The organism is Arthrobacter sp. M4 (genome assembly GCF_020251205.1).
Taxonomy (GTDB): domain Bacteria; phylum Actinomycetota; class Actinomycetes; order Actinomycetales; family Micrococcaceae; genus Arthrobacter.
In genome coordinates, this window is record NZ_JAIWYX010000001.1 from 267,323 (window position 1) to 292,440 (window position 25,118).

A 25,118-nucleotide genomic window follows, 5' to 3' on the forward strand; every position below is an offset into this window, starting at 1 on the left:
AGCGGCTTGTTCTCATGCGCAGATCGAGATGGTGCTGCATTTGCGCCAGCTCAGCCGCCACATACATGCGCTATATGGCCGGGCAGCAGAGCGCGCTTCACAAACCGTTAGCCAAGATCAACTCAGAGTCACTCCGCTGATCGGCGTTCCAGGAGGAAGATCCCTAATCTGCTGATGGACTGCTGCCCCCAACCCATGACCAGACAGCAGTGCACCCAACAGCAACTGGCTACTCCCCCACCATCATCGAAAGACACGCTATCGACTCAGCAAGGGCGGAGAATTCCCTCCTAAGTCGTGGAAAATGTCCCCATGGGTGTTCTCTTTGACTACTTCTCTGCTGGGTCCGACGAGGAAGCTGCAGCGGTGATCGACCGCCCAGGCGGCCCTGGATCCCAGTCGACTGTGCAGCTACAGCAGTTAAAGCGCGGCGGTCTGTTCGGACGTAAACGCGCACCGGCACCCGGGCCCGGCACCGACCCCGAGCTTGTCGTTTACGACACAGTGTCGTTGAAAAATGTTGATCCCGTCGTGCAGTTCGGAACACTCGAGGAGCTGATTACCGGCCGAGCATACGACGATATCGTTGACGATCCTCGGAGCGGTCACGCCGTCGCAATCCGAGACGGCGGTGAGCGTCTCGTGCTGACACTCACCGGCTCCCTCTCGTCGGCCCTCGCCGCAGCCGGTGACGAAGTTCTTGAGCAAGCGGCAGTCCCGTGGTCGGAGACCGAGGAGTTCTGGAACGCGGCTGATCCACGAGATCTTGCTGCCTTTCTAAAGGAGCTGGCCCGCCTTGCCCGTCGGGCCGAAGCATCAGGGAAACGTCTCTACTGCTGGGTCTGCGTGTAGCCCGTGGCCGACTTTCCCCCTTGCGACGACGTCTGCGGGGCGCTTGAAGAGCACGTGCGGCGGTTCTTCGCAGAGACTTGCTCCCAATCGGCGTTTTCCCAGGCATTACTGTCAACTACTTCCAAGTAGGCACGGAAACCGTCTTCGTTTTCAGTCAGAACAACGGAAAGTGCATCGGCCCAGGCTTTGGCATCGGCGAAGCTCGTACGGACTAAGAGTGAATTCTCTGTGCTCGGAAGAATCGGCATGCCGCTATCCAAGCATGCGAAGCAGGTCCGGTCCGAGACACGACTCGATATGGTTGCCGCCCAGATGCTACTCCCGCCCTATGGCTGCCCGGGCATGCCAGTTGAATAGGCAGCAGCCCTGGGACTTTTCGCGCACCGTCTTCGACGTCGCCGTGAGTGGAGATATCCCGTGGCTTGTCGCAAACCTTTATGAGGGTTTGGGACAAGACCATGTCAAACAAGCAAATGACAACCCCTGGGAGCCCAGCACTCGAAGGACTCCCCAGCTGGGGCATAGTCAAACATCACATTGCCCTTTACGTTTATGCCGAGCTGCCCAATGCTTGCCTAAAAGGGAGCTTCAATGCATCAGCCGGAGGCATCGATGAACAACAATCAACCGGTACTGGTCGTCGGCGGCACTGGCTGGCTGGGAGGGCAGGTTGTGTCTGCTCTCCTGGCCCGAGGAAAATCAGTCCATGCCTTGGTCCGCCCGGCATCGGACGCAAGCCGCCTGGAATCAGCCGGTGTCAAAGTCGTCCGCGGCGACATGTTGGACCCGGCCTCCTTAAGGGACGCCATGGAAGGGGCGGACAGCGTCGTCACGTCCGCCGCCGGCTACACGCGGCATAGCAAGGGAGACACTCCCACCATTGACACAGTCGGCAACCGCAACCTCGTAGAGGCAGCCAGCTACACCGGCATACGAAGGTTCGTGCTGACCAGCATCCTCACATGCGACCAGACTCCAGACGTGCCCCATTTTTGGCACAAGAAACTCACCGAGGACCGCTTGGAACAGCTGGGCGTTCCATTCGTCGCCCTGCGCCCGGGAGCATTCCTGGACCAGCTCAGCCGCTTTGGCGGTGACCCGTTCACCAAAGGGCGCCTTACGTGGTTCGGATCTGCCCGAATTCCGATGACTTTTGTGCTCACGTCGGACCTTGCCGGATGCCTGGCTTCCGCTGTGGATATTCCCGGGATCGACGGGGAACGAATTGACATCGGCTGGGACCGGCCGGTCAGCATGCAGGAGATTGCGGATATTTCCAGTCGCCTCCTTGGGGAATCGATCCGTGCCCGGGGTGTCCCAGCCGCCGTTATCCGAGCGTTGGGCACCGTGCTGGGACCGTTCAATCCAATGGCAAAAGACCTCAGTGCCATGATCGACTGGTTCCAGACGGGGCGGTACGTTGCCAACATCACGCGGCAGCTGGAAGTCTTTGGCGGTGTTCCAACAGCGGAAGACGCCATCAGCCGTCTCGTGACAAGCATGGGCCACACGATCAAGCGGTAACGAGGAATTTGCATCGAAAAAGCCAACGACGGCGCCAGCCACCAGAGACGCTGACAGCGGCCCTGCGGGCCCTTGTTGTGAGGGTCAATCCCTACTGGCCGAGAACCGTGACGGCGCCTGGACTCCGTCTACCAGGTCCGCGAGCACTCGTCCGATGGCCGGAGTGAACTTGAAGCCATGCCCGGAGAACCCAGCGCCGACCACCACCGGACCGAACCGGTCAAGCACAAAATCTTCATTGGCCGTGCTGGTGTAGGTGCAGCTGATCGGCACCACCGACTCCGGATCAACACCAGGCAGCCATTCCCGAACATACCGGACCAGCGCTTCCAGCTGCACAGGTTCCGGCAGGAAAGTCCGGGCATCGGGGTCCATGACGGGACCGACGCCATGCCAGCCAGCCTTGATGCCCTCCCCCGGCGTTAGCATCCCGTAAACGGGGCTATACCAATAGTCATCGCGGGGATCGTCTTGATCGGGATTGTGGTTGAAGCTGGGCCAGGTGAGGGAATCATCAAGCGGCAGGAAATGGGCGGGCTGTTCCTGCGTCACCACAAGCTCAGGCAGCCGCACCATCCGGCCCAAAACTTTGTTTGTCCAGGCACCTGCGGTGACAACAACATTTCGGGCAGTCAGTTCCTGCGAATCTGTCACTACCACCACCGACTCTTCAGCCAGGACACGGATGTCCCGGACCGGCGTCGAATATTGAAAGTGCGCCTCTGAGGCCTGGCGGAGCGCGAGTAGCGCCTCTGCGGCACGAACGCGACCTGCCCCCGGAACCACCAGGACCTCGCCGCGGAAATTCATGCCCTTCCAGCGTTCTGCCGCCGCGGAAGCCGGTAGGAAGTAGCTCTCGATGCCCCGCAACTTATGCGCGGCCCGGGTCGCACGGAGACGTGGAAGATTGCCATGGTTCACCAGCCCCACAAGGTCCAGAAGCTGTCGGCCGGTTTCCTCGGCGAGCGCGTCCCAAAGAATGCGTGCTTCGGCCACTAGATCCAGGTAGTCAGCTTCCGAATATGCCGTGTTGAAATTGCGGGTGGCGCCGTGTGAGGCTCCCAGCTGGTGTCCCTCATCGAACTGTTCCAGAAGGAGAACCGATCGTCCCCGGCGTGACATTTGCCAAGCCGCGGCACTTCCCATGGCTCCCCCGCCGATTACAACGACGTCAACGTCCACCAAAACTCCACCAACTCACTTTCCATCAGGGTAGGCGCACGTAGGTGCCTGCCCTTGGCGAGGCCGATATCGCCTAGTCCATTCTGCCGAACCCCGGCCGGGTTCAGGCACCTTGCCCCCGGTCAGTGAGCAATCCGCGGCCGGAACTGTCTTTTGAACGCCAAAAACACGGGCCCATAACCCGTTGTCATTTGTTGTCTGCCCGCTAAGAATGGAGCATGTCGGTCTACGTGAGGTCCCTGGAAACAGCAGTTCCACCTACCGTCCTGATCCAGCATCAGGCCCGAGACGTCTTCGCCGAACAACCAGGCCTGACTCGCCTGGGTTCCCGCCTTGTTCGAACCTGCTTCGATTCTGCCGCAATCGATACAAGACATACCGCGGTGTCCGAGTTGACCCTTGATGCCCATCCCGACAATCCGCGCTTCTTCGACCACGGCGCGGGCCTGGTCCTTAACCCCTCCACCAAGTCTCGGAACGAACTTTTCGCGACCGAAGCCACAAAACTCTTTATCGAGGCCGCGAAGGCCGCAGTCGGCAATTGTCCCGGGTTGGACTTGGCCGACATTACCCACGTCATAACCGTTTCCTGCACGGGGTTCTTTAATCCGGGACCCGACTATAAAGTGGTTCGCGCTCTGGGCCTTAGCCCCGCCGTGCAGCGTTACCACCTAGGATTCATGGGTTGCTATGCGGCTTTCCCGGCGCTCCGCGCCGCCCGGCAATTCTGTGAAGCCGACGCCTCGGCGGTTGTTCTGGTGATTTGTGCAGAACTGTGTTCCCTGCACCTGCGCACGTCCAACGATCCGGACACCATCATGGGGTCGGCCATCTTCGGAGATGGTGCCGCGGCCGCCGTCGTGTCCGCCCGCGAGCCGGCACCCGGCCAAACCGCGTTAACCCTGGACCATTTCGAAACCGTGCTGACGCCGGTCGGTGAGGAAGCGATGGCGTGGAATATCGGCGACCAGGGCTTTGAGATGGTGCTCGGAAGTTACGTCCCGCACATCATTGAAGAGCACATAACCGGGGCCCTTGAGCCGTTGCTCGCCCGGGTTCCGGGACTTGGTGACCGGCCCTATAGCGACATCCCATTGTGGGCCATCCATCCGGGTGGCCGCGCCATTCTGGACAAGGTCGAATCCAAGCTGGAGCTTAGGGAGGAGCAGATGATTCCTGCCCGGGAGACCCTGCGCAAATACGGCAACATGAGCAGTTCCACTGTGTTGTTCGTGCTTAAGCACATCATGGACATGGCCCCCACAACGGAAGCGGAACGAATTTGTTCCATGGCGTTCGGCCCGGGATTGACGGTGGAAACGGCCCTGTTCACTAAGTTGTCGCCGGTGTCGTGACAGTGTTCCTGCGCGAAAGGGCGGCAGACGCAGTTGAGGAAATGGACCGTCCGGACTGCGATCCGCTCAAACTCGACCGCAGTTACAGCCGTTTCCGCATCGTCAATCGTGTGGTGTCGGGATGGAATGGGATTTATCGCGACCTTCTGCGTCCCGTGCTGGCGTCGAGGTCTTATCCCACACTGCTGGACATTGGTTGCGGTGGTGGTGATGTTGCCCGGCGCCTCGCCAGCCTGGCAGCGAAGGATGGACTGAACCTTCGGATCACGGCCATAGACCCGGACGAAAGGGCTTTCCGATTCGCCGTAGGGACAAAATCGAACCAGGGCATCACATTCCGGCAGGCCTATAGTTCCGAACTCGTGGCCGAGGGCCGGCGCTTCGACGCAGTCATCTCGAACCACATCCTGCACCATCTGACGTCCGTACAGCTCCAGGAACTCCTGCACGACTCCGAGGCATTATGCCGCGACGTAGCCATCCACAATGATCTGGAGCGCAATGTCCTGGCCTACGGGCTCTTTGGCGCGAGCGCCTGGACCCTGGCTTTCGGCTCTTTCATCTTGAGGGATGGGCTCACATCGATCCGGCGCAGTTACACCCCCCGGGAACTCCAGGACGCCGCTCCCCTGGGCTGGCGGGTGGAACACCGAACCCCGTTCCGCAACGTCCTGGTGTACCGTCCGGGAGACCAACAATGACCGACGTTGCCATCATCGGCGCTGGTCCTGTAGGCCTGCTCACGGCGATCCTCTTCCGGCTCCAGGGACGGAGCGTGTCCGTCTTTGAGCGCCGGACGGCGCCAAGCGGCCACTCCCGCGCCATCGGTATCCACCCGCCGTCGCTGGCTGTCCTGGAAGCGGCCGGCGTGGTGGACGATTTGGTCAACTCCGGCGTCCGCATTACCCGCGGCAGGGCGTTCAGCCGTGGCGACCCGGTGGCAGGTTTGGATTTCACCAGCGCTTCGACGGACTTCCCGTTCATCTTGTCGGTGCCGCAAAACCGTACCGAGCGCGTATTGGAGGACCGTCTTGAATCGTTGGCTCCCGGAGCGCTGCAACGGGGGGTCGAGGCCACCAAAGTAGAGGACGACGGCGGCAGCGTGCGGATCTCAGCCCAGTCGCCTTCGGCAAGGGGCAAGCAAGCGGGCACGTTCCAGGCCCGGATCGTTGTGGCCGCCAACGGTGCCCACTCGGCGTTCAGGCCTGCCCTCGATGGTGTTGTCCGCACCCGCCGTTATCCTGACTTTTACGTCATGGGCGATTTCCGGGATGACACTGGGTTTGGCGATGATGCGGTCCTCTTCCTTGAGCCCGCGGGCATCGTGGAGTGTTTTCCCCTGCCTGGGGGCATTCGGCGCTGGGTGGTGCGGTTGAGAGCCCCATGGCCGGAGGCTGGCCCGGTCCCCCTGGCTGAACTCATCACCCGGCGTACCGGCCGCGCGGTGGATCCGGAAAGCAACTCCATGGTGAGCGCTTTCGGAGTGACATCTTCAATGGTTTCCCGCATGGTCCACGGCCGTGTTGTGCTGGCGGGCGACGCTGCCCACGAAATCAGCCCGATCGGCGGTCAGGGCATGAACCTCGGCTGGCTGGACATGGCCGCGATGGTTCCGACCCTTGGCCTGCTCCTTGATGGGCGCCCGTGCGCTGCCGAACTGGCCGCCGTCGAACGCGTTCGGCACAAGGCTGCCAAACGGGCCGCTTGGCAGGCTGGGTTGAACATGGCGTTGGGCCGTCCGATGCCCCCGGGGCTGTTGGCCGCCAGAAACCGGATATTTGCGCGTATCGTCGAGGCTCCCGCGGTCCAAGGTTTTGTTGCCAAGAGATTCACGATGCATTAGCCGCGGCTCATGACGGTTCTACTCTGTGTAGTAGCAGTCGTAACTGTCCTGGCTGACTATCCTGCCGTTTCGTACTTCGAACACCGCCGTTGTGCGTGCGCGGATGGTTTCTCCGGCGTCCCAATGAGGCAGGTCCAGCAAGATTATGGCGGACCAGTTTATTTCCAGAACCACGCGGTTGCCTTGGCATGTGGTTCGGACGATGTCGAAACGCTGGTTCGCGACAATATCCTTGCTATTTCCAGCTCCTTCCAAGGCTTCGTCAAGGTTCCGCGTGGAGCCCGATTTGGCCAGGGCATGGGGCCATTCCACAAGAGTGAAATCATCAGCCAGGTAAGGACGAAGTTCGTCCGGACCTCCTCCGGCTTCGACGGTGCGAATGAATCCCAGAACACATTCGAGGGGAGCCGCATCAGTCATGATCCAGAGCCTAACGGATGGCTGCGCCGTAAACTGCAGGCATGGCACCGACTGCGGTCACCGGGCGGGTTATCGCCAGGCTCCTACTGCTGGCCCTCTTGGCCACCGGAACGGCCTGCACGCAGCCGTCCTCGCCATCTGCCGGTCCGACGTCTTCGGACAGTTCGACGTCGATTGGCGGCTCCCAGCCACCCGGCACCTCAACGGCCGTAACGGCGGTGATCGATCAGTTCCGGGATAACTACGCCACGTACGTCATCCAAATCCAACTGAGCAACACCGGATCGCATCCCGTGACCGTGGAGTCAGCGTCCCTCAGCACCGGGCTGTTCACCGGTCCGACCCAGTGGAACGCCTCACCAGGCGGAACGGAGATCCCGCCCGGGCAAACAAAGAGCCTGCCCGCACAGCTGCCCTCCCCTGCCTGCAAAGGTCCAAGCAACAGTGCCCCGGACGGCGCGCGAGTGAACATCCAACTCAAAGGCGACGCCCCACTAAGCCTCACGGCGGACGATCCGCACGGCGTCCTTGCCCGGAACAACACTGAGCTCTGCCTGGAACAGGAAGTTGCCGCCGTCGTACACCTTGAATTGTCCGGCGACTTTCGCGCGGATCCCGTCCATGGAACGGCGATTTTGCGACTCAATTACGTTCCGCAGGGCAGGGGCGGTTCCATCACTATTGACGAAATCCAGGGCACTACGCTCATCAGCGAAGACCGGGACGCGCCGTGGCCGAAGGGCACTGAACTGTCCGGGAGCGGCACGTCTGGAACGATCGAACTGACTATCCGCCCAACGCGCTGCGATCCCCACGCCGTGGCGGAAGACAAGGTTGGCACCCTACTTCCCCTGAACGTGCGGGCGGGCAACAGGACAGGCATCATCAAAGTGCCAGCCGACACCAGCCTTAAGGCGGCCATCCAGGAGTTTGTGGGTGCCGCTTGCCGGGGTGGACAACAGTAGGCTCTGCATATGACGTTCCCGCTGAGCCCTCCAACGCCATACTCTGCCGCACAAATTCGAGACACAGTCCAGATGCTCCTTGCCAGTCCGGTCCTGCCACCGGTTGTCCAGGCAGGGCACCCCGTACTCCGCCAGCACGCGGCGCCATATGACGGCCAACTCGGCGACGGTGAACTGAAACAGCTGATCCAGCGCATGCGGGAGGTCATGCACAATGCGCCAGGCGTTGGGCTGGCAGCGCCGCAACTTGGCATCCCGCTGCAGGTGGCCGTGCTGGAGGATAAGTTCGACACGGACCCGGACGTGGCAGAGCTGCGTGACCGCCGGCCCCTGGATTTCTTCGCCATCCTCAATCCCCGTTACACGGGCCTCGGCGCCGCCGTGGCTTCCTTCTACGAAGGATGCCTCTCAGTCCACGGCCTCCAGGCTGTGGTGTCCCGCTACCGGGACGTCCGGCTTGACTATGAGACGGCGGATGGAAGCTCCGCTTCGGCCGAGTACCGGGGTTGGCAGGCGCGGATAGTCCAGCACGAGACCGACCATCTCCACGGAATCCTGTACTTGGACAAAGCCGAGCTCCGGTCGATTGCCTGCAACGAGGAATATTCTGCACGCTGGGCTGAGCCTGGGATTGTCCAGGCCCAAGAGGCTTTGGGGTTCCTTTCCGATGACCGAACAGGACTGAGGGCTGGCCCTGAATAGTGACCATAGGATTGTCACTATGCCCACCGACGCCGTCTCAGCCATGCGCTGTCCAGTTTGCCGCGGCGGCTTGTCAGTCTCGCCCCCGCCCCGCCGTAGCCTCCTTTGTTCCCTGGGGCACAGTTATGATGCCGCCAAGCAGGGGTACTACAACTTTTTGACCGGGAAGGGCACCGCGTTCGAGGCCGATTCAGCGGACATGGTGGCTGCCCGTTTCGCCTTCCTGGACGCAGGCCATTACGCACCCCTACAGGAATTGGTCGCAGAGACCGTCAGCGCCTCCCTGACCGGCCGGGCCGGAGCTTCACGGAAGTTCCCGTCCATCCTCGATGCCGGCACGGGAACAGGACACTACCTGCGTTCAGTGCTGGACAAGGCACCTGGTGCGGCTGCTGTTGGCCTTGACATCTCCAAGTTTGCCCTGCGGCGCGCCGCCCGGCTCAATCCCGATGCGATCAACGTCGTTTGGGACATCTGGCAGCCCCTGCCGATCATTGATGCCGCGATGGACGTGGTGATGGTGGTGTTCGCCCCGCGAAACCCCGCCGAATTTGCCCGGGTGCTGCGCCCGGGTGGCCGGCTGCTTGTCGTCACCCCGCTGCCGGGCCACCTGGCTGAAATCGCCGATCGTACGGGAATGTTGGGCATAGAAGACAACAAAGAGGACCGCCTTGCCGCCGCGATGGCGTCCCATTTTGAGTCCGACGGCGGCAGGAACCTTGAGTTCACCCTCCACCTCAATCCCGGCGCCGTAGCGGACGCGGCCTTCATGGGTCCGGCCGGCCACCACCTCGACCGTAGCGCACTGCGTGCGGTGGCGGCCTCGACGGACGACGTCACGGAGGCGACAGCACGCTTCCGAATCAGCCTGTTCACACCCCGCAAACACTGGTCCGGACGGGACGAGGCCACCGGCGATAGGATGGAAAAACAGCAGCCATGACGTAGGTCGACGGCGGCACTGCGCGGTTGCTGGACGCTCCGTGCGGACAAGGGGGAACGATGTTCGACTGGCTCGGCTCCAACTGGTGGGCCCTATGGCTGACCGTCTTTCTGGCCTGTGCGGTCATTGAAATGCTCACCTTGGACCTCTTCTTCATCATGCTCGGCGGCGGGTCATTGGCGGCCCTTGTCGCGGACTTTGCCGGAGCTGATCTTTGGCTTCAGGTAGTGGTGTTCTGCGTTGTGTCGCTCCTCATGATCGGGCTGGTCAGGCCCGTGGCGCTGCGGCACCTGAAGAAGGGCCCCACGGAGCAGCGAACCAATGTAGACCGGTTGATTGGCGAAACGGCTTTGGTCATGGAGTCTGTCAGCGCAACCGGCGGGTTGGTGAAGATTGGCGGAGACGTGTGGAGCGCACGGAGCACAGTCGGGGTTCTGGGTGCCGGCGAGCACGTCATCGTGACCCGGATTGAGGGAGCAACCGCCATCGTTACGCCGGCCACCCAGGAGAGCCAGCCCTGACCCGGATTCTTATGTTTCCTGTGAATGGGGAACAAGTGCATCAACCACATCAGGGGAATTGAGGAGATGTATGGATAGCTTGGGAGGGACTGCAGCCACGATTGTGCTGTTGGTCCTCATTGTCTTTGTCATCATTGTGCTGATCCGTTCCATCCGGATCATCCCGCAGGCCAGGGCTGGGGTGGTGGAGCGGCTTGGTAAGTACCAGCGGACTCTGAATCCCGGCCTCACAATCCTTATCCCATTTGTCGACAGGCTGCTTCCCCTGCTGGACCTTCGGGAGCAGGTGGTTTCGTTCCCGCCACAACCGGTTATTACTGAAGACAACCTGGTGGTGTCGATTGACACCGTGGTGTACTTCCAAGTCACCGATCCGCGGGCGGCAACCTATGAGATTGCGAACTACATCCAAGCCGTGGAACAGCTCACCATCACCACGCTTCGTAACGTAGTGGGCGGTCTCAACCTGGAAGAAGCGCTGACCTCCCGGGACCAGATCAACGGGCAACTGCGCGGTGTCCTCGATGAGGCCACCGGACGCTGGGGTCTGCGCGTTTCACGAGTGGAGCTGAAGGCAATCGATCCGCCGCACTCCATCCAGGATTCCATGGAGAAGCAGATGCGCGCCGAGCGCGACCGTCGGGCTGCCATCCTGACCGCGGAGGGCACCAAGCAATCGCAGATCCTGACAGCGGAAGGCAAGCGCCAGGCAGCCATCCTGGCGGCAGAAGGTGACGCCAAAGCTGCAATCCTCCGTGCAGACGGAGAAGCGCAGGCCATCCAGAAAGTGTTCGACGCCATCCATAAAGGCAATCCTGACCAGAAGCTGCTGGCCTATCAGTACCTTCAGACGCTCCCCAAGCTCGCCGAAGGAACCTCCAACAAGCTGTGGATCATCCCCAGCGAAGTCGGCGAAGCGCTCAAGGGCATTGGCAGCGCCTTGGGAGGAGTTTCCGTTGCGGAGGACTCGGTCCCGGGTCTTTTTGGTACTCCGGAGGAAGCGAAGGATTCCGCGGAATAAGCGCGCTCGCATACTGCTTTCAAGGGGGCCGGCCCGCGGCACGGGGGCCGGCCCCCTTGGGGGTGGTCGAGCGATGTATCGCGTTTCGAGATTGTTGCGTATAATGGGATATTTGTCCGGCAGGTTTACCCAGTCGGAACATTCAAGCTTGGCCAGGCGTTTCATCTAGTGATGCAACGAGTGCATTAGATTGTCCGGCGCGCACGCCTGCGTGCACCGGCTAGCGTGGAGCGCGGCTCTGCGAACAGACAGAGGGAGTAAACATGAGCGATCGCAGCCTGAGGGGCATGCGTCTGGGTGCCCAGAGCATGGAAACCGAGTCCGGTGTGGAGCCGGCACCGCGGCAGCGCGTTGAGTACCGTTGCGAGGACGGCGAACAGGTTTTTGTTACGTTTTCCGCTGAGGCTGAGATTCCCCCTGTCTGGGTATCCAAAACCGGCAAGGAAGCTATCCTTGTGGACGGTGAGCGTCCCGTGGACAACAGCGAGAAGGCTGTGAGGACCCACTGGGACATGCTGCTGGAGCGCAGGACCATTCCGGAACTGGAGCAGATCCTCGAAGATCGCCTGAACATTCTGCGTGAGCGCCGCGGAGAGCGCCGTTCGGCCTAAAGATTCGCGGGCAGCATCCAAAAGGGGCCGCTCCTGCAACCACTGGTTGCGGGAGCGGCCCCTTTTTCGCCCTACCTACCGGGGTGGCTAATCCTGCTTGGTCCTCTTTGCTGCTAGCGCATGCCAACGTGCGGCGAGACCCCACCTGGTTACATTCAGCATTGCCTCCAGGACAATGTGGCTGCTCATCTTGGAGGCACCGAGCTCCCGCTCAACAAAGGTAATGGGTCGTTCAACGATGGTCAGTCCCAGCTTGGCGACGCGCCAAGCCAGGTCAACCTGGAAACCGTAGCCAACCGACTCGACTTCATCCAGGTTCAGTTTCTCGAGCGTGGTCCGCCTGAAGGCGCGGAAACCGCCAGTGACGTCCTTGATCTTCAGGCCCAGCATGAGGCGGGCGTAGGTGCTGCCCACCCGTGAAATCACCTGTCGATAGAGGGGCCAGTTCACTACGCTCCCGCCGGGGACCCAGCGGGACCCCATGGCCAGGTCTGCCCCTTGGTCGACAGCGTCAATGAGTTGCTGCAACTGCTCGGGTTGGTGGGAGCCGTCAGCATCCATCTCGATGAGGACGTCATATCCAGCAGCGAGGCCCCACTTGAAGCCTGCGATGTATGCCGCCCCCAGGCCTTCTTTTCCTTTGCGGTGCAATACGTGGACCTGGCCATCTTCCGAAGCAATACGGTCAGCCAGTTCTCCCGTGCCATCCGGGCTGTTGTCGTCGACCACCAGAACGTCGGACGCCGGCACCGCAGCACGAAGGCGTCCAAGCGTCTTCGGCAGGGATTCCAGCTCGTTATAAGTGGGAATGATCGTCAGGACACGCAAAGAGAGGCCTTTCCTTCATGGAGCGGTCGGTGTGCGAAATGCAGGAGCGGGGCCACTGCGTTCCGGCGCAACTCTCCATTATAGAGCCCAGTCAGTCCGGGCAAGGCCGCGGGCAGGTCCGGTTGCATAGGACCAGTCCTTGCCGGACGGGCTGCACGTCCGGCTGGACTGTTTTCTTCGCAGATGGACCTGCCCGCTGGAGTGCCGCTGCCTTGGTGGAACACCGGGTTGGACTTCCCGTCGTTCCGACGGCGGCCAGACAGCCACTGAATCTCCGCGACCGCCCGTTGAGCCTCAATGCTACGGGCTTTACAGCTTCTGTCAACCGGCTTTTGACCTGCAGTTATATCCGTTTGTGCAGGTCACAAGCGGGCGGCCGGAAGGGCAATTTCTGCGGCCAGGCACGGCGCATTACGCGCGAAGTTCAGGGGTAGAGAAAAGTTCCGTGCCTTCCCGGACGGTCTGGAGGCAGCGAGGATCCGAGCCAACGTCCAACGCCGGAAGAAGGGGTGTTCGCGCACGCGGATCCGTGCTCCAGGACTGCACTCGGGTGTCAGCCACCTGCACCATCAGCTCTTCTACCTCCCACACCGCGAAGCTCGCCGGGGCGCCGGGAACCAGCTGCCCCGCAAGCGGATTTGGGCTCCGGCTGGCCCTCCAGCCAGCCCGGGTGTGACCAATGAACGCCGCACGAGCGGAAATGCGCTCCTGCGGGTTGCTGTGTTCAAGGCAGGCGCGCACGCTGCTCCAGGGGCGCAGCGGAGTCACAGGGCTGTCGCTACCGAAGCAAACGGGAACACCAGCGGAATAGTACGAAGCGAAGGGGTTCATGGAGTGCCTCCGCTCCCCCAACCTCTGTTCATACAGTCCGCCGTCGCCGCCCCAGGCAGCATCGAATACTGGCTGGGCACTCACTGTGACCGAGTACTTCCCAAGCCGCTCGAGGGCTTTGGGCCCAGGCATCTCCACGTGCTCGAAGCGATGGCCCGCGGAACGGATTCGCTGCCCGCCAACCTCGTCCGCCGCGAGATCAAGTGCATCGAGGGCAGTTTCAAGTCCGGCGTCGCCGATGATGTGAAAGCCGCCTTGGATCCCCAGCAGGGAGCAGGCTGCTAAGTGGGCGGCTGCTTCCTCCTTGGTCACATACAAACTTCCGCGGTGGCCGGCCGCGTCACTGTAGTCTTCGCTGAGCGCCGCGGTACGGGAGCCAATGGAGCCATCAATGTTCAAGTCGCCCGCAAGCCCGAGAACCGGAACGCCCAAGGACTCCACAATGGACCGGGCATGTTCAACCGAAGAGGCCAGGGAGCCCCAATACGGGAGGATCTCGGGTACCGGCAAACTTTGGCGGTTCCACTCTGCTGCAATGCGGAAATCGTCTTCACCGCCAATGTGCGGGGCTGCTATCTCGGCCACCGCAACATATCCGTTGGCAGCTGCCTCGGCCAGTGCAGCAGACTGGTACCGGCGGGTATCTTCCGCTGATTGCTTCCGGGTACCAAGCCGCGCCTCAGTGTGGGCCTTCCGCACTACCCATGGGCCGCCGTCGTACCCGTCCAGGGCTTTCAGCCCCGCATCGTCAATCAAAGCGGCTGAGACCAGCGCCGAATGGGAGTCGATCCGGGCCAAGTAAACCCTGCGGCCGCGTGCCGCCCGTTCAAACTCCTCGGCGGTCGGCAGATCCGGGGTGTCCCAGCGGGTCTCATCCCAACCGTGTCCCAGGACCGTGCCATCTGCACTGGAGGAGGCAAGGACGTCCAGCAGCTCCCGGGCTGAACGCACGCCGGACAATTTCAGCCCTTCGAGGGCAATGCCCGTTTCCGTCAAATGGACGTGGGAGTCAACGAATCCCGGGGCCACCAGGGCGCCGCGGAGGTCGATGATGTCCATCCGTGAATCGGCAATTGACGAGGCCGCCTGTTCGGAACCAACCCAGGCAACCGTTCCGCCGTCAACCAGCATGGCGGAGGCAAATGGATCCGCGGCTGAGTAGACCGAGCCGTTGCGGTACAGGATGGGCCGCTGTGTGGTCCCGGAGTCCTGGGGCGCGCCGGAAGAAGTCATAGAGGGGTCTCCTTGGTATGGGGAATGGTGGCGTTCTTAGGCGACTGTTGAGTAGGCCACGACGCCGCGGCGAACAAGGTCGATGGCTTCCGAGCAGATCCTGCTGATGCGCCTGTCGAGCCCCGGAATCTTTGCCATTTGATCGAGGATGTCCACCACTTGCTTGGCCCATCGAACAAAGTCTCCGGCGGCAAGGTCGGTGCCGCTCAGGACATCCTGGAGGTGACGGCCCTTAGCCCACTTGAAGATCGGCCACACGAGCCCAAGCTCGGGCTCGCCAGTCAGCGGAAGCTTGTTGCGTTCCTCGACGTCTTCCAGGATGGACCACTCACGAATCACGGTGTCCACGGCGGTTTCCAGCGATACGGAGGGCATGCGCGGACGGAGGCCACGATCTTCGCGCTTCGCCTGGTAGACGAGGGCGCTGGCCAGAGCAGCCATTTCTGCTGCGTCCAGATCGCTGATGGCTCCCTGTCGAATGGCCTGGGAGATCAGCAAGTCCTTTTCGCCATAGATACGTCGCAGTCGCTGCCCGTCGGCGCTGATGGTTGTGGGGCCGTCCGGCCGGGTTTCGATGTAGCCGTAGCTCTCCAAGACATCGCACACCCGGTCGAATGTCTTGGCGATCGTGTTTGTCCGGCCTTGGATCTGCCGGACGAGGCCATCAGTTTCCTGGCGCAGCTTCCACCAGCGCTCGGACCAGCGTGCATGGTCTTCCCGTTCGCTGCAGCCGTGGCAAGGATGGGCCTTGAGCTGGCGGCGGAGCCCTGCTATCCGTCGTTCTAGTTCCGGCGTGGCAGCCGCCAGCCCAAAGTCCTCATTCCGACTGCTGCCGCGTTTAGGCGGGCGGTTTTCGCGAAGGGCACTGTGCATGGAAGATGTCAGTTCACGGCGAGATTTGGGCAGCTTGGCATTGAACGACTTCGGGATCCGGATGCGGGTCACAGGCGACACTGGCCCCTCAAGATCATGGATGCCGACACGCCTCAACTGGCTGTCAGCTGTCAGCACCGCCGGGCGAGGCTCCCTGGCGTTGAAGTCTGCGTTGAGCACCACGGCATACCCTGGAGAACGACCGTTTGGAACGTCGATCACGTCGCCGGGCATAAGCCGCGTGAGGGAATCGATAGTCAGGGACTTTCGGGCACGGGTTTTGCTCCGGGATGCGAATTGCTCCACGTCGCTGAGTTCCCGGCGCAGCTTGGCGTATTCCTCAAAATCGCCGAGATGGCATTTCATGGACTCTGCAAAGCCGGCGAGCGATTCTTCCCGGCTTCGGACCTGCCGCGCCAGGCCAACTACTGAGCGGTCCGCCTGGAACTGGGCGAAGGAGGACTCCAGGATCTCCCTGGCACGGGCACGGCCAAACTGGGCGATCAAGTTGATGCTCATGTTATAGGTAGGCCGGAAGCTGGAATTGAGCGGATACGTCCGGCGCGAGGCAAGGCCGGCTACCGCCGTGGGATCTGTTCCCGGCTGCCATAGCACCACTGCATGGCCCTCGACGTCGATGCCACGCCTTCCGGCGCGCCCGGTCAGTTGGGTGTACTCACCCGCGGTGATGTTGACGTGGGCCTCGCCATTGAATTTGTCGAGCTTTTCCAGGATCACTGAGCGCGCAGGCATATTAACACCCAGGGCCAGCGTTTCCGTTGCGAAGACGGCCTTCACGAGGCCGTCGGCGAAGAGCTTCTCCACCACTTCCTTGAAAGTGGGAAGCAAACCGGCATGGTGAGCGGCTAGACCACGGATAAGGCCGTCACGCCATGCCCAGAACCCAAGAACATCAAGATCGTCGGCCGGAATATCACGACTCGCCTCATCGACGCGTGTAGCAATGATCTGCTGTTCGCGTTCAGTTGTCAGCCACAGGCCGGCTGAGGCGCATTGGGCTACGGCGGCATCGCAGCCGGCCCTCGAAAAGATGAACGTAATGGCGGGAAGCAGCCCCTGCCGATCGAGGCTGGCGATGACCTGTGGGCGGCTGGCCTTGCGGACTGCGGACCGCGGCTCAGCCTGCGGTGGCCGCTCGTCCCGTTGCCGATCCTGCCTTCGCCTGCTCCGTCCCCCGTGGCCAAACCGGCCGCGGAAGTTCATCTGGCTTTCCGCCCTTGCCATGGACAGCAGTTCCGGGTTGACCTCGAACTCCGGTGAAAGCTCCGCCGCGGACAGGGACTTGCCCTGCTTGGCGCGGCGGACACGGGCGGACGGTGTATCCTCAACTTCGCTGGGCTCCGGTTCGGGTGCCGTTTCATCAAAAGAAGTGTTCCCTGCGAAAAGGTCCACGATTTCGCGCCCCACCATAACGTGCTGCCACAGGGGCACAGGGCGATGTTCAGAAACGATGACGTCCGTGTGGCCGCGGACCGTGTGGAGCCAGGCACCGAACTCCTCAGCATTGGACACCGTGGCGCTAAGGGAGACCACCTGCACTTCGCTGGGGAGGTGGATGATTACCTCTTCCCAGACGGCTCCGCGGAAGCGGTCAGCGAGGTAGTGCACCTCATCCATCACCACGTAGCCAAGGTCGACAAGCGTGTCTGAGTCCGCGTAGAGCATGTTGCGGAGTACCTCGGTAGTCATGACAACTACGGGAGCCTCGCCATTGATGGTGGTGTCACCGGTCAGCAGGCCAACGTTCGAGGCACCATACTTCTCACCGAGTTCGGTGAACTTTTGATTGCTCAGTGCTTTGATTGGCGTCGTATAAAAGGCCTTCAGACCCCGTTGCAGCGCCAGGTAAATTGCAAACTCGCCGACGATGGTTTTCCCGGCTCCTGTAGGCGCAGCAACCAGGACGCCGCGACCTTCCTGCAGTGACTTGCAAGCGTCCTTCTGGAACTCGTCCAGTTCGAAGTCCAAAGTCCGTGCAAAGGCACCGAGATGCGTTTTGGCCTCCGTGTTCCGCTGTGCCGCGGCCTGGTAGCGCTCAGATGGTGAAAGAGACCCGGATTCAGAGGACATGGCTCAAGCCTAGTGCGACCCGGGCTATAGATTCTCCAGATCCTTGCTTGGAGTCGCGATATCGGCCGTGGCGTCTGTCTCAGCTGCGTGCTTGGCTTCCCGGCGTGCCCGGCGACGGTCATTGAACAAGCAGAGTCCAATGGCGGCGAAGAACAGCAGCAGCAGCGGACCCGCAAGCATAAACATCGAAACCGCGTCAGCTCCGGGTGCGGCGACCGCAGCAAGGACAAAGACAAGGAACACGGTGATCCGCCACGCCTTGAGGATGGCCTTTCCGGAGATGAGACCAGCCATGTTGATCCCAACCAGGACCACAGGAACAAGGAAGGCAAGGCCAAGGAAGAGCACCATGCGGGTAACGAAGTCCACGTAGTCGCGCGCGTCGATCATGTTGGAGAACCCGGAGGGTGTGAACTGGGTGAGCGCCCGAACCACCTGCGGCGTGACCATCCAGCCAACCCACACGCCAGCGAGGAAGAGCGGGACTGCCGCCGCCATGTATCCCAGGGTGTATCGGCGCTCCTTGGCCGTCAGGCCTGGGGTAATAAAGGCCCAGAGCTGGTAAATCCAGACAGGGCTGGAAATTACGGTACCGATGATGATCGACAGCTGGAGTTTGAAATCGAAGGGCGATGCGATGGAGGAGAAGTTAACCGATGATGTTCCCCCAGTATGCTGGGCGATCGCGTCAACAGGCTCCTTCAGCGCACTTAGCACCGGATCGTAGAGAATCCAGCCGCCAACACTGCCGATGGCCAACCCGATTGCCGATTTGATGAGTCGGTTCTTGAGCTCCCTGAGGTGCTCAACGAGGGGCATGCGCCCTTCGGGGTTGGCTTTGCGGCCCTTTCCTTGTGCCACTTCCGCTTACGCGCGGCCGGGCGGCGGAACGTCGGTGTCGTTTCCGCTCTGTGGCTTGCGGTCCGGGTGGTTGACGATCTTGCCTTCAACAGGACCTTCGCCGTCCTTGGTTTCCGGCTTTCCGTCATCCTTCATCTGCTTGACTTCAGACTTGATGATGCGCATGGACTGGCCGAGGCTGCGGGCCATGGCGGGAAGCTTGGGCGCGGCAAACAGTAGCAGCGCAACGATAATGATAATGACAATTGGCCAAGGGCCATCAAAGAGTCGTCCCACGGGGAAGTCCTTTCGCTCTGATACATCCTACGTCTTATCGGAAATCAATGTCGTGCAGGGATTGGGGCTGACCCCGCTCCGCACGGCGCTCGACGCGTCGTTTGCGACGCGCTTCCCGGCGGGCTGCCTTGGCCGCCAGGTAATCATGACGCATCTGTTCAGGTGGGGCAAAAACCGCCGAGCCAGGCGGCAGGAGGCGCTTCCCGCCGTCGTTATCCGGTTTGTCCGGTTCCGGAAACGGGCCAAGGTGGCCGAGCTTCTCCCCCGCAGCGCCGAGCTCCTTCACGGTGGCCATGGCCTGCCTGAACAGACGGACTCCCAGCAGGACATGCAGAAGGAGGGACAGCGCAATCAGCGCCACCCATAGCAGGATCCAGGACCACCACGTCATTTCCTCAGGCTCCTTCTGCGCTCTTGGGGCCGGCATCGGCGCCCACATATCGGGCTAGTCCCGCTTCGATCCACCGGACTGCCGCTGACCGCAGCTCTTCAGGTTCGACGACGGCGGCCGCACCGCCGTGCTGTGCGACGAGCATGGGAAGCCAGTCCGCACTGCCTACGCGGATCTCCGCAAGGAGGCCTCCGTCCGGCAGTGCTGCTGTGCGGTCGGCATAGTAGTCGTCGGCAATGCCAACACCCTGGCGGCTCAGTCGAAGGACCACCAGGCTGTCGTCATCGCTCGGGGTGTAGAGCTTGGCGGGCACTCCGCCCTCCACGGATGCCAGTCCGGATACAGCTTGGCCTGTGGCCTGCAGCGCCTCAATCCGGTCCAGCCGGAAGTTCCGGATGCCGCGTTTACTGTGGCAATAGGCCTCGAAATACCAGGTGTTGTCCAAGGAATAGATCCGGAGCGGATCGACGTTGCGTTCAGACACCGAATCCCGCTGGGCTGAGAAGTACCTCAGGTGAAGCTGTTCGCCCCGCTCGATTGCACGCGTGATGACATCGAACGTCTCCGACTCCCCCGGACCAACAGGCGGTCCAGCCACTGACCCTGCCAGCGCCCCCGCTTCTCCGGCCGCAGCCATCAGCTTCAGCGTGACGGATTCGAGGGCATCAGTGCTGTTGGTGGCGGTAGGGTCATCCGCGTCACCGCGGGCAACGTCTCCCCGCTCGCTGCTTTCGGCATCTGCCCGACCGGAGAGCCGGGTGAGCCCTGGCAAACCCCGCAGCGTGGCCAGACCGGCCAGGAGTGCCGACGCCTCTTCGGGACTGAACCGGACAGGCCGGTTCAGGTCCAGATGCTCGGAGATCACCACATGGTCGTCTTCCCACTGGATGTCCAGGAGATCGTCGGGGTAGCCGCCTGGCAGGCCGGAACAAATGAGGAGCTGGAGGTCGGCCACCAACTCACGCCGTGTGACGCCGAACTTGTCTGCTACCTCTTGGATGTGCAGGCCCTGGTTATGGACCAGGAATGGCACCAACTGAAGAAGCCGCGCCAACTGGTCTTCTGACGTTCGCTTCCGTGCCTTCGGTGCCGTGGCGCGGTCGTCGGGAAACTCTGCTGGCGCCATCGGCTGGCTGTTGGCCGCCAAAGCGCCCCTCAGGCGTTCGACGACGGCGTCCCGGAGTTCCTGGGGTGAGATCACCGTAGCGTGGGGACCGTAAGAGGCCAGTTCCTGGGCCATTGCCTCGATGTCGCGGAAGGGCACCAACAGGGCACTCCCGCCGTCGGGCGCCGATCCTGTTGTCCGACGCCGGAGGCCAAGCAGCCGCCCTGGCTCAACTTTCACAACGGCTTCCCGGACGGGAAGCTCAGGAAGGCTGTCCAGCTCAGCCCGCATGTCGAAGTCTTTGGGACGCTCGTACGCGTCGCCCTTCTGGATGGTGACCGCCGTCGTCATGCGCGAGAGGCGGAAAAACCGCTTGGCCCCCCTGGCACGATCCCAACCCACGACGTACCACTGGGCGAATCGATTGCCAATCCCCCAAGGTTCCAATTTGCGTTCCTCGTCGACGCCCGTACTGGCCGCCCGATAGCCGAACGTGACTGCCTGCCTGGCGTGCATGGCAGCCAGGATCGTGTCAAAAGCCTGGCCAGCCGGCTTGATGCGAGGTTGGACCCCGGCCGGCAGTTCTACGTCGGCTGTTCCACCGGACGCCTGGAGCTTGCGGACGGCGTTGGCGGCGGCGGAACCGAGCGAGGCGTATTCCCACAATTGGGCAGCAAGCGAAAGGACGGTCCACTCAGCCGGCGTCAGCGTGACGTCGGGCAACCGGTTGGATTCCTTGCCGATGCGGTATCTCGTGGAGGCGGGGTCGTCGGAGCCGAAACCTATGTCGGTGAGGGTTTCGATCTCAAAACCATGGCGCCGAAGCTCCGCCTTGTCCCTTTCGAACATCCGCCCGAAAGCTGCGTCCGACTCGCCCGTGTCGTGGTAGACCTTGTCCCGAAGTACGGACCGCTGAAGCCCATACCGCGTGTTGAGCAGGGCAAGCAAGAGGTTCAGGAGGCGTTCAGTTCGAGAAGCGGACACGTTGGCTACGTTACTAAAGTCTGGAGCACAGCGCCGACGACGGCGAAGGCGCGCCACGGGCCGGTAGCCGGCCGCGGGGCGCGCCTTCGTATTCCGCACGTTACGTTGCGAAGTTGGCTTGGTGTTGGCCGCTAGCGGATTGCCACCAGGTCCACAACGAAGATCAGGGCTTCGTTCGGCTTGATAGCCGCACCGGCACCCCTGGAGCCGTATGCGAGCTCAGAAGGAATCTCAAGCCGACGGCGGCCGCCGACCTTCATGCCCAAGAGCCCCTGGTCCCAGCCCTGGATAACCTGGCCAACGCCCACACGGAAGTCCAGCGGTGTGCCGCGGTTCCAGCTGGCATCGAACTCTTCACCAGTGGACCAGGCGACGCCAACGTAGTGGGTGGAGACGGTGTCCCCTGCCTTGGCCTCGGCGCCGCTGCCCTCGATCAGGTCCGTGATGACCAGTTCCGTAGGGACATCGCCCTCGGGGAAATCGATCTCGGGCTTCTGACGGTCGTACTCGCGCTGTCCGAATGACATGGCTTCTCCTTTAGTTGAGCGGGAGTGATGGGATCTTAACGACTACTTGGTGCCGAGGATATCGACGACAAACACGAGGTCACCCTTAGCCTCGCCCTGGCCGCCATCGCCGTAGGCAAGGTCCTTTGGAATGACCAGCAGGACGCGGGATCCAACGGTCTTGCCCGCGAGGCCCTTGGTCCAGCCCTTGATGACGCCGGTAAGCGGGAAGGAGGCCTTCTGCCCCCTGTCGTAGCTGGAGTCGAATTTCTTGCCGCCAACAAGGTTTACGCCCACGTAGTTCACAGTCAGCGTATCCGATTCCTTGACAGTGGCTCCCTTACCCTTGATGAGGTCCCGGGCAATCAACTCCTTCGGGGCTGCCACGCCATCAACGGAGATCTCCGGAATACCTTTGTCGTTCTCCTTGACCGTGGGCAGGCCGGCGGGAGGCGTGACGGCATCACCTTCGGGCTTGTCGAGCGCCTTGGGTGCGTCCTTGGCAGAGAGCAGCTTGATAACAACAACCTGGGTCGGTTGTGCCTGTGATCCGTTTGCGGCGGCCTTCCCGGGAATTGCCAGCGCGACCATGGAGCCAACCTTGGCACCGACGATGGCGTTGTACAGTTCCGCGCCGCCGGTCTTGAGTTCCTCATTCAGTTCGAGCGGCTGGGGATCGTTCGGGAACGTGTCCTCGAGCGTTTTCCCTTCCTTGCCGTCAAACGCGACGTAGGAATAGTCGGCGATCTGGTTTTCCTTGACGCGATCGCCGCTGCCTTCAGTGACAACCTTGATGGTCGGTTTGGATACGTCCAGCGGCTTCGAGAATTCGACGCCCGGAGCCTTCTTGTCCCCGTTGTCCGTGACCTTCAGGGAGTCAAGCTTTGAAATATCCCCCGCAGACTGGCTGGTGGGTTCCGGGGCGGCCGAGGTGCCACCACACGCGGTAAGGAGCAACAGGCTCGGGAGGAGTATGGCAAGTATTCGGCGCACGTAACAATGAACTTTCGTGGGGGGCAGGGGCCTCGCCGCGTGGTCCGGGGACTTGCAACCGGGGCCGGCGCGCGACGGTATTTTTGGGGCCGCAAAAACGGCCCCACTCAGGATAACCCGCCAAGCTGGGAGTCAGCTCATAGAGTCAAGCAGCGCATCCACACGGTCGTCCACACTACGGAATGGATCCTTGCAAAGGATCGTCTGGTGCGCGCGGTCATTGAGTTTGAGGTGCACCCAGTCAACTGTGTAGTCCCGGCCCAGCTCCTGGGCGCGGCGGACAAAGTCTCCGCGGAGCTTCGCGCGCGTGGTCTGCGGCGGTGCGTCCACGGCATCCTTGATTTCCGTTTCCGTGACAATGCGACGGACGGCACCACGGGATTGCAACAGGAAGTAGAGCCCGCGCTGCCGCGAAATGTCATGGTAGGTCAGGTCCAACTGCGCGATCCGCGGCGAATCGAGGCCGATGTCGTGGCGGCGCCGGTACGAATCCATGAGCTTCTTTTTGATTGCCCAGTCGATCTCGGTGTCGATCTTGCTGGTGTCTCCGGTGTCGATGGCGTCGAGCGTCCTGCCCCAAAGGTCCAGGATCAAGGGGACATGGGGGTTGTGGGCGCCGTTCGCCGCAACGAACTCTGACACCTTGGCAAAGTATTCGCGCTGGATCTCGAGGGCTGTCAACTGCCGCCCGTTTGCGAGGCGCACCAAAGCCCGTCCAGTTAGGTCGTGGGATATTTCCCGGATGCTTCGGATCGGGTTCTCCATCCGCATATCGCGCATGATCACACCGGCCTCAATCATCCGAAGGATGAGGTCAACGGTTCCCACCTTCAGCAGGGCTGTTGTTTCGGACATGTTGGAGTCGCCAACAATGACGTGCAGCCGCCGGTAGAACTCAGCATCAGCATGGGGCTCGTCCCTTGTGTTGATGATGGGGCGGGACCGCGTGGTGGCAGAGGAAACGCCCTCCCATATGTGGTCTGCCCGCTGCGAGAAGGCATACGTGGCCCCATGCGGAGTCTTGAGGATCTTTCCTGCCCCGGCGATCAACTGCCGGGTCACCAGGAAGGGAATCAGGATCTCGGCAAGCCGCGAGAATTCACCCTTGCGCGGAATCAGGTAGTTCTCGTGACTGCCGTAGGAGTTGCCTGCGGAATCGGTGTTGTTCTTGAAGAGGTACACCGTGCCGTTAAAGCCCTCGGCGGAAAGCCTGGACTGCGCCTCGTCCACGAGGTCATCCAGTATCAATTCGCCTGCACGGTCGTGGGCGATCAGCTGGGCCAGGTCATCGCACTCGGCCGTTGCGTACTCCGGATGAGAACCGACGTCCAAATACAGCCGGGAGCCGTTGGTCAGGAAGACGTTTGACGACCGGCCCCAGCTGACAACCTTCCGGAACAAGTAGCGCGCAACCTCTTCAGGTGCGAGCGGCCTCGAATCAGGGCTCGAATACGAGATGCCAAACTCGGTCTCGACACCGAAAATTCTTTTGTCCATCTCAGCCCTCCGCTGCCATTAACTGGGTGATTTCCTCGGCACCGAGTCGCCTGAAGGCCCGCCGGGCCCCGCGGCTGCTCTCCGATTCACGTTCCAAAACAGCCGCCTCAACGGCCGAAGGCTGCAGCATGTCAACGTCCTTGTCCGCTGCCAACGCTTTGAGGGAGAGCCGAAGGGCACCTCCGAGTCCCATATCCGCGTTCCATTCAGCTGCGATCACTTCGGAGACGCGTTCAGCCTGGCCACCCATGGCCACGAATCCGTCCTCGTCGGCAATCGAGCCGTCGAAAGTCAGCCGGTACAGATGGTCCTGTGCCTGGTTACGGCCCACTTCCGCGACGGCGAGTTCCACCTCAAAGGGTTTCTGTTCGGCGGTGAACACGGCACCGAGGCTCTGGGCGTAAACGCTGGCCAGTCCGCGCGCCGTGACGTCCTCCCGGTCGTATGAGTAGCCACGTACGTCGGCATACCGCACACCGGCCTGCCGAAGGCTTTCGAACTCGTTGTACTTTCCAACTGCCGCAAAACCGATCTTGTCGTAGATTTCGCCGATTTTGTGCAGCGAGGGCGACGGGTTCTCGGCTACCAGTGCGATGCCGTGGGCGCAGCTCACGACAACAACCGAGCGTCCGCGCGCGATGCCTTTCCGGGCAAAGTCCGCCCGATCCTTCATCAACTGCTCGGGAGAAACATAGAACTGCTGCACCATG

Annotated in this window: 25 protein-coding genes; 11 read left to right on the forward strand and 14 right to left on the reverse strand. The window is 61.8% G+C overall.

The features are described 5' to 3' along the window. Window positions 1–312 precede the first annotated feature (312 nt). Window positions 313–852, forward strand: a complete 540-nt coding sequence (locus LD110_RS01250; protein WP_225495780.1) for a hypothetical protein — start codon at window positions 313–315, stop codon at window positions 850–852. Here the strand turns inward: LD110_RS01250 and LD110_RS01255 are convergent. Continuing rightward, entirely contained in the window at window positions 831–1,100 is a 270-nt protein-coding gene (locus LD110_RS01255) for a hypothetical protein (protein WP_225495783.1), read from the reverse strand. The two genes, LD110_RS01250 and LD110_RS01255, sit on opposite strands and share 22 nt — an antisense overlap. Window positions 1,101–1,443: 343 nt before the next feature. On the opposite strand from LD110_RS01255, the gene LD110_RS01260 reads away from it, so the two are divergent. Beyond that, the gene (locus tag LD110_RS01260; protein WP_225495785.1) at window positions 1,444–2,376 is read left to right on the forward strand and encodes an SDR family oxidoreductase; all 933 of its coding nucleotides are present in this window, start codon (window positions 1,444–1,446) and stop codon (window positions 2,374–2,376) included. An 84-nt stretch (window positions 2,377–2,460) separates the two neighbouring features. Here the strand turns inward: LD110_RS01260 and LD110_RS01265 are convergent, their stop codons facing one another. Further along, entirely contained in the window at window positions 2,461–3,558 is a 1,098-nt protein-coding gene (locus LD110_RS01265; RefSeq protein ID WP_225495787.1) for an FAD-dependent oxidoreductase, read from the reverse strand. 218 nt (window positions 3,559–3,776) lie between these two features. Here LD110_RS01265 and LD110_RS01270 point away from each other — a divergent pair, with 218 nt between their 5' ends. Genes LD110_RS01270 through LD110_RS01280 form a run of 3 tightly spaced genes read left to right on the forward strand, consistent with a single transcriptional unit; the run spans window position 3,777 to window position 6,756 of the window. After that, window positions 3,777–4,913 (forward strand): type III polyketide synthase, encoded by a 1,137-nt coding sequence (locus tag LD110_RS01270; protein WP_225495789.1) that lies wholly within the window; start codon window positions 3,777–3,779, stop codon window positions 4,911–4,913. Beyond that, the gene (locus LD110_RS01275; protein WP_225495791.1) at window positions 4,910–5,614 is read left to right on the forward strand and encodes a class I SAM-dependent methyltransferase; all 705 of its coding nucleotides are present in this window, start codon (window positions 4,910–4,912) and stop codon (window positions 5,612–5,614) included. Before LD110_RS01270 ends, LD110_RS01275 begins: the two co-directional genes overlap by 4 nt. Then, window positions 5,611–6,756, forward strand: a complete 1,146-nt coding sequence (locus LD110_RS01280) for an NAD(P)/FAD-dependent oxidoreductase (RefSeq protein WP_225495794.1) — start codon at window positions 5,611–5,613, stop codon at window positions 6,754–6,756. The genes LD110_RS01275 and LD110_RS01280 overlap by 4 nt, the downstream gene beginning before the upstream one ends. Before the next feature lie 18 nt (window positions 6,757–6,774). On the opposite strand, the gene LD110_RS01285 is transcribed toward LD110_RS01280, so the two are convergent. Then, complete coding sequence (locus LD110_RS01285; RefSeq protein ID WP_225495795.1) at window positions 6,775–7,176, reverse strand: nuclear transport factor 2 family protein; 402 nt, start codon at window positions 7,174–7,176, stop codon at window positions 6,775–6,777. Between the two features lie 41 nt (window positions 7,177–7,217). Between LD110_RS01285 and LD110_RS01290 the strand changes: the two genes are divergently transcribed. From LD110_RS01290 to LD110_RS01315, 6 genes are all read left to right on the forward strand, one after another. Then, window positions 7,218–8,141 carry a hypothetical protein gene (locus LD110_RS01290; protein WP_225495796.1) on the forward strand — a complete coding sequence of 308 codons (924 nt, stop codon included), beginning with the start codon at window positions 7,218–7,220 and terminating at the stop codon, window positions 8,139–8,141. A 9-nt stretch (window positions 8,142–8,150) separates the two neighbouring features. Beyond that, on the forward strand, window positions 8,151–8,843 hold the full coding sequence (locus tag LD110_RS01295) for a peptide deformylase (protein ID WP_225495797.1): 693 nt from the start codon (window positions 8,151–8,153) through the stop codon (window positions 8,841–8,843). 19 nt (window positions 8,844–8,862) lie between these two features. Beyond that, on the forward strand, window positions 8,863–9,786 hold the full coding sequence (locus LD110_RS01300) for a methyltransferase domain-containing protein (protein ID WP_225495798.1): 924 nt from the start codon (window positions 8,863–8,865) through the stop codon (window positions 9,784–9,786). Between the two features lie 59 nt (window positions 9,787–9,845). Next, window positions 9,846–10,307: an NfeD family protein gene (locus LD110_RS01305; protein ID WP_225495799.1), complete on the forward strand. Its 462-nt coding sequence runs from the start codon at window positions 9,846–9,848 to the stop codon at window positions 10,305–10,307. Window positions 10,308–10,377: 70 nt separating this feature from the next. Continuing rightward, on the forward strand, window positions 10,378–11,328 hold the full coding sequence (locus LD110_RS01310; RefSeq protein WP_225495800.1) for an SPFH domain-containing protein: 951 nt from the start codon (window positions 10,378–10,380) through the stop codon (window positions 11,326–11,328). Between the two features lie 263 nt (window positions 11,329–11,591). After that, the gene (locus LD110_RS01315; RefSeq protein WP_225495801.1) at window positions 11,592–11,939 is read left to right on the forward strand and encodes an RNA polymerase-binding protein RbpA; all 348 of its coding nucleotides are present in this window, start codon (window positions 11,592–11,594) and stop codon (window positions 11,937–11,939) included. A gap of 87 nt (window positions 11,940–12,026) precedes the next feature. On the opposite strand, the gene LD110_RS01320 is transcribed toward LD110_RS01315, so the two are convergent. The 11 genes from LD110_RS01320 to prcA all read right to left on the reverse strand — a co-directional run bounded on the left by LD110_RS01320 (window position 12,027) and on the right by prcA (window position 25,117). Continuing rightward, the gene (locus tag LD110_RS01320; RefSeq protein WP_225495803.1) at window positions 12,027–12,767 is read right to left on the reverse strand and encodes a polyprenol monophosphomannose synthase; all 741 of its coding nucleotides are present in this window, start codon (window positions 12,765–12,767) and stop codon (window positions 12,027–12,029) included. A gap of 411 nt (window positions 12,768–13,178) precedes the next feature. Then, window positions 13,179–14,831 (reverse strand): amidohydrolase, encoded by a 1,653-nt coding sequence (locus tag LD110_RS01325; protein WP_225495805.1) that lies wholly within the window; start codon window positions 14,829–14,831, stop codon window positions 13,179–13,181. 36 nt (window positions 14,832–14,867) lie between these two features. Then, on the reverse strand, window positions 14,868–17,795 hold the full coding sequence (locus LD110_RS01330; RefSeq protein ID WP_225495807.1) for an RNA helicase: 2,928 nt from the start codon (window positions 17,793–17,795) through the stop codon (window positions 14,868–14,870). A gap of 24 nt (window positions 17,796–17,819) precedes the next feature. Next, entirely contained in the window at window positions 17,820–18,614 is a 795-nt protein-coding gene (gene tatC, locus LD110_RS01335) for a twin-arginine translocase subunit TatC (protein ID WP_225495808.1), read from the reverse strand. A 48-nt stretch (window positions 18,615–18,662) separates the two neighbouring features. Beyond that, window positions 18,663–18,932: a Sec-independent protein translocase subunit TatA gene (gene tatA, locus LD110_RS01340; RefSeq protein ID WP_225495809.1), complete on the reverse strand. Its 270-nt coding sequence runs from the start codon at window positions 18,930–18,932 to the stop codon at window positions 18,663–18,665. Between the two features lie 34 nt (window positions 18,933–18,966). Further along, a complete protein-coding gene (locus tag LD110_RS01345; RefSeq protein WP_225495810.1) occupies window positions 18,967–19,323 on the reverse strand; it encodes a hypothetical protein in 357 nt (118 codons plus the stop codon). Between the two features lie 4 nt (window positions 19,324–19,327). Next, complete coding sequence (locus LD110_RS01350; protein ID WP_225495811.1) at window positions 19,328–21,412, reverse strand: YafY family protein; 2,085 nt, start codon at window positions 21,410–21,412, stop codon at window positions 19,328–19,330. Between the two features lie 131 nt (window positions 21,413–21,543). Beyond that, a complete protein-coding gene (locus LD110_RS01355; RefSeq protein WP_225495812.1) occupies window positions 21,544–21,939 on the reverse strand; it encodes an FKBP-type peptidyl-prolyl cis-trans isomerase in 396 nt (131 codons plus the stop codon). A gap of 42 nt (window positions 21,940–21,981) precedes the next feature. Continuing rightward, window positions 21,982–22,911, reverse strand: a complete 930-nt coding sequence (locus LD110_RS01360) for an FKBP-type peptidyl-prolyl cis-trans isomerase (protein WP_225495813.1) — start codon at window positions 22,909–22,911, stop codon at window positions 21,982–21,984. Window positions 22,912–23,043: 132 nt separating this feature from the next. Next, on the reverse strand, window positions 23,044–24,408 hold the full coding sequence (gene pafA, locus LD110_RS01365; protein ID WP_225495814.1) for a Pup--protein ligase: 1,365 nt from the start codon (window positions 24,406–24,408) through the stop codon (window positions 23,044–23,046). Window position 24,409: 1 nt separating this feature from the next. Beyond that, window positions 24,410–25,117, reverse strand: a complete 708-nt coding sequence (prcA, locus tag LD110_RS01370) for a proteasome subunit alpha (RefSeq protein WP_225495815.1) — start codon at window positions 25,115–25,117, stop codon at window positions 24,410–24,412. Between the last annotated feature and the right edge of the window lies 1 nt (window position 25,118).

Coding starts and splice junctions, on each gene's coding strand:
- tatC (WP_225495808.1), bottom strand. CDS start 18,614: ATGCCCCTCGTTGAGCACCTCAGGGAGCTCAAGAACCGACTCATCAAA.
- LD110_RS01345 (WP_225495810.1), bottom strand. CDS start 19,323: ATGACGTGGTGGTCCTGGATCCTGCTATGGGTGGCGCTGATTGCGCTG.
- LD110_RS01250 (WP_225495780.1), top strand. CDS start 313: ATGGGTGTTCTCTTTGACTACTTCTCTGCTGGGTCCGACGAGGAAGCT.
- LD110_RS01310 (WP_225495800.1), top strand. CDS start 10,378: ATGGATAGCTTGGGAGGGACTGCAGCCACGATTGTGCTGTTGGTCCTC.
- LD110_RS01285 (WP_225495795.1), bottom strand. CDS start 7,176: ATGACTGATGCGGCTCCCCTCGAATGTGTTCTGGGATTCATTCGCACC.
- LD110_RS01305 (WP_225495799.1), top strand. CDS start 9,846: ATGTTCGACTGGCTCGGCTCCAACTGGTGGGCCCTATGGCTGACCGTC.
- pafA (WP_225495814.1), bottom strand. CDS start 24,408: ATGGACAAAAGAATTTTCGGTGTCGAGACCGAGTTTGGCATCTCGTAT.
- LD110_RS01270 (WP_225495789.1), top strand. CDS start 3,777: ATGTCGGTCTACGTGAGGTCCCTGGAAACAGCAGTTCCACCTACCGTC.
- LD110_RS01280 (WP_225495794.1), top strand. CDS start 5,611: ATGACCGACGTTGCCATCATCGGCGCTGGTCCTGTAGGCCTGCTCACG.
- LD110_RS01255 (WP_225495783.1), bottom strand. CDS start 1,100: ATGCCGATTCTTCCGAGCACAGAGAATTCACTCTTAGTCCGTACGAGC.
- LD110_RS01295 (WP_225495797.1), top strand. CDS start 8,151: ATGACGTTCCCGCTGAGCCCTCCAACGCCATACTCTGCCGCACAAATT.
- LD110_RS01315 (WP_225495801.1), top strand. CDS start 11,592: ATGAGCGATCGCAGCCTGAGGGGCATGCGTCTGGGTGCCCAGAGCATG.
- prcA (WP_225495815.1), bottom strand. CDS start 25,117: ATGGTGCAGCAGTTCTATGTTTCTCCCGAGCAGTTGATGAAGGATCGG.
- LD110_RS01300 (WP_225495798.1), top strand. CDS start 8,863: ATGCCCACCGACGCCGTCTCAGCCATGCGCTGTCCAGTTTGCCGCGGC.
- LD110_RS01325 (WP_225495805.1), bottom strand. CDS start 14,831: ATGACTTCTTCCGGCGCGCCCCAGGACTCCGGGACCACACAGCGGCCC.
- LD110_RS01330 (WP_225495807.1), bottom strand. CDS start 17,795: ATGTCCTCTGAATCCGGGTCTCTTTCACCATCTGAGCGCTACCAGGCC.
- LD110_RS01355 (WP_225495812.1), bottom strand. CDS start 21,939: ATGTCATTCGGACAGCGCGAGTACGACCGTCAGAAGCCCGAGATCGAT.
- LD110_RS01290 (WP_225495796.1), top strand. CDS start 7,218: ATGGCACCGACTGCGGTCACCGGGCGGGTTATCGCCAGGCTCCTACTG.
- LD110_RS01260 (WP_225495785.1), top strand. CDS start 1,444: ATGCATCAGCCGGAGGCATCGATGAACAACAATCAACCGGTACTGGTC.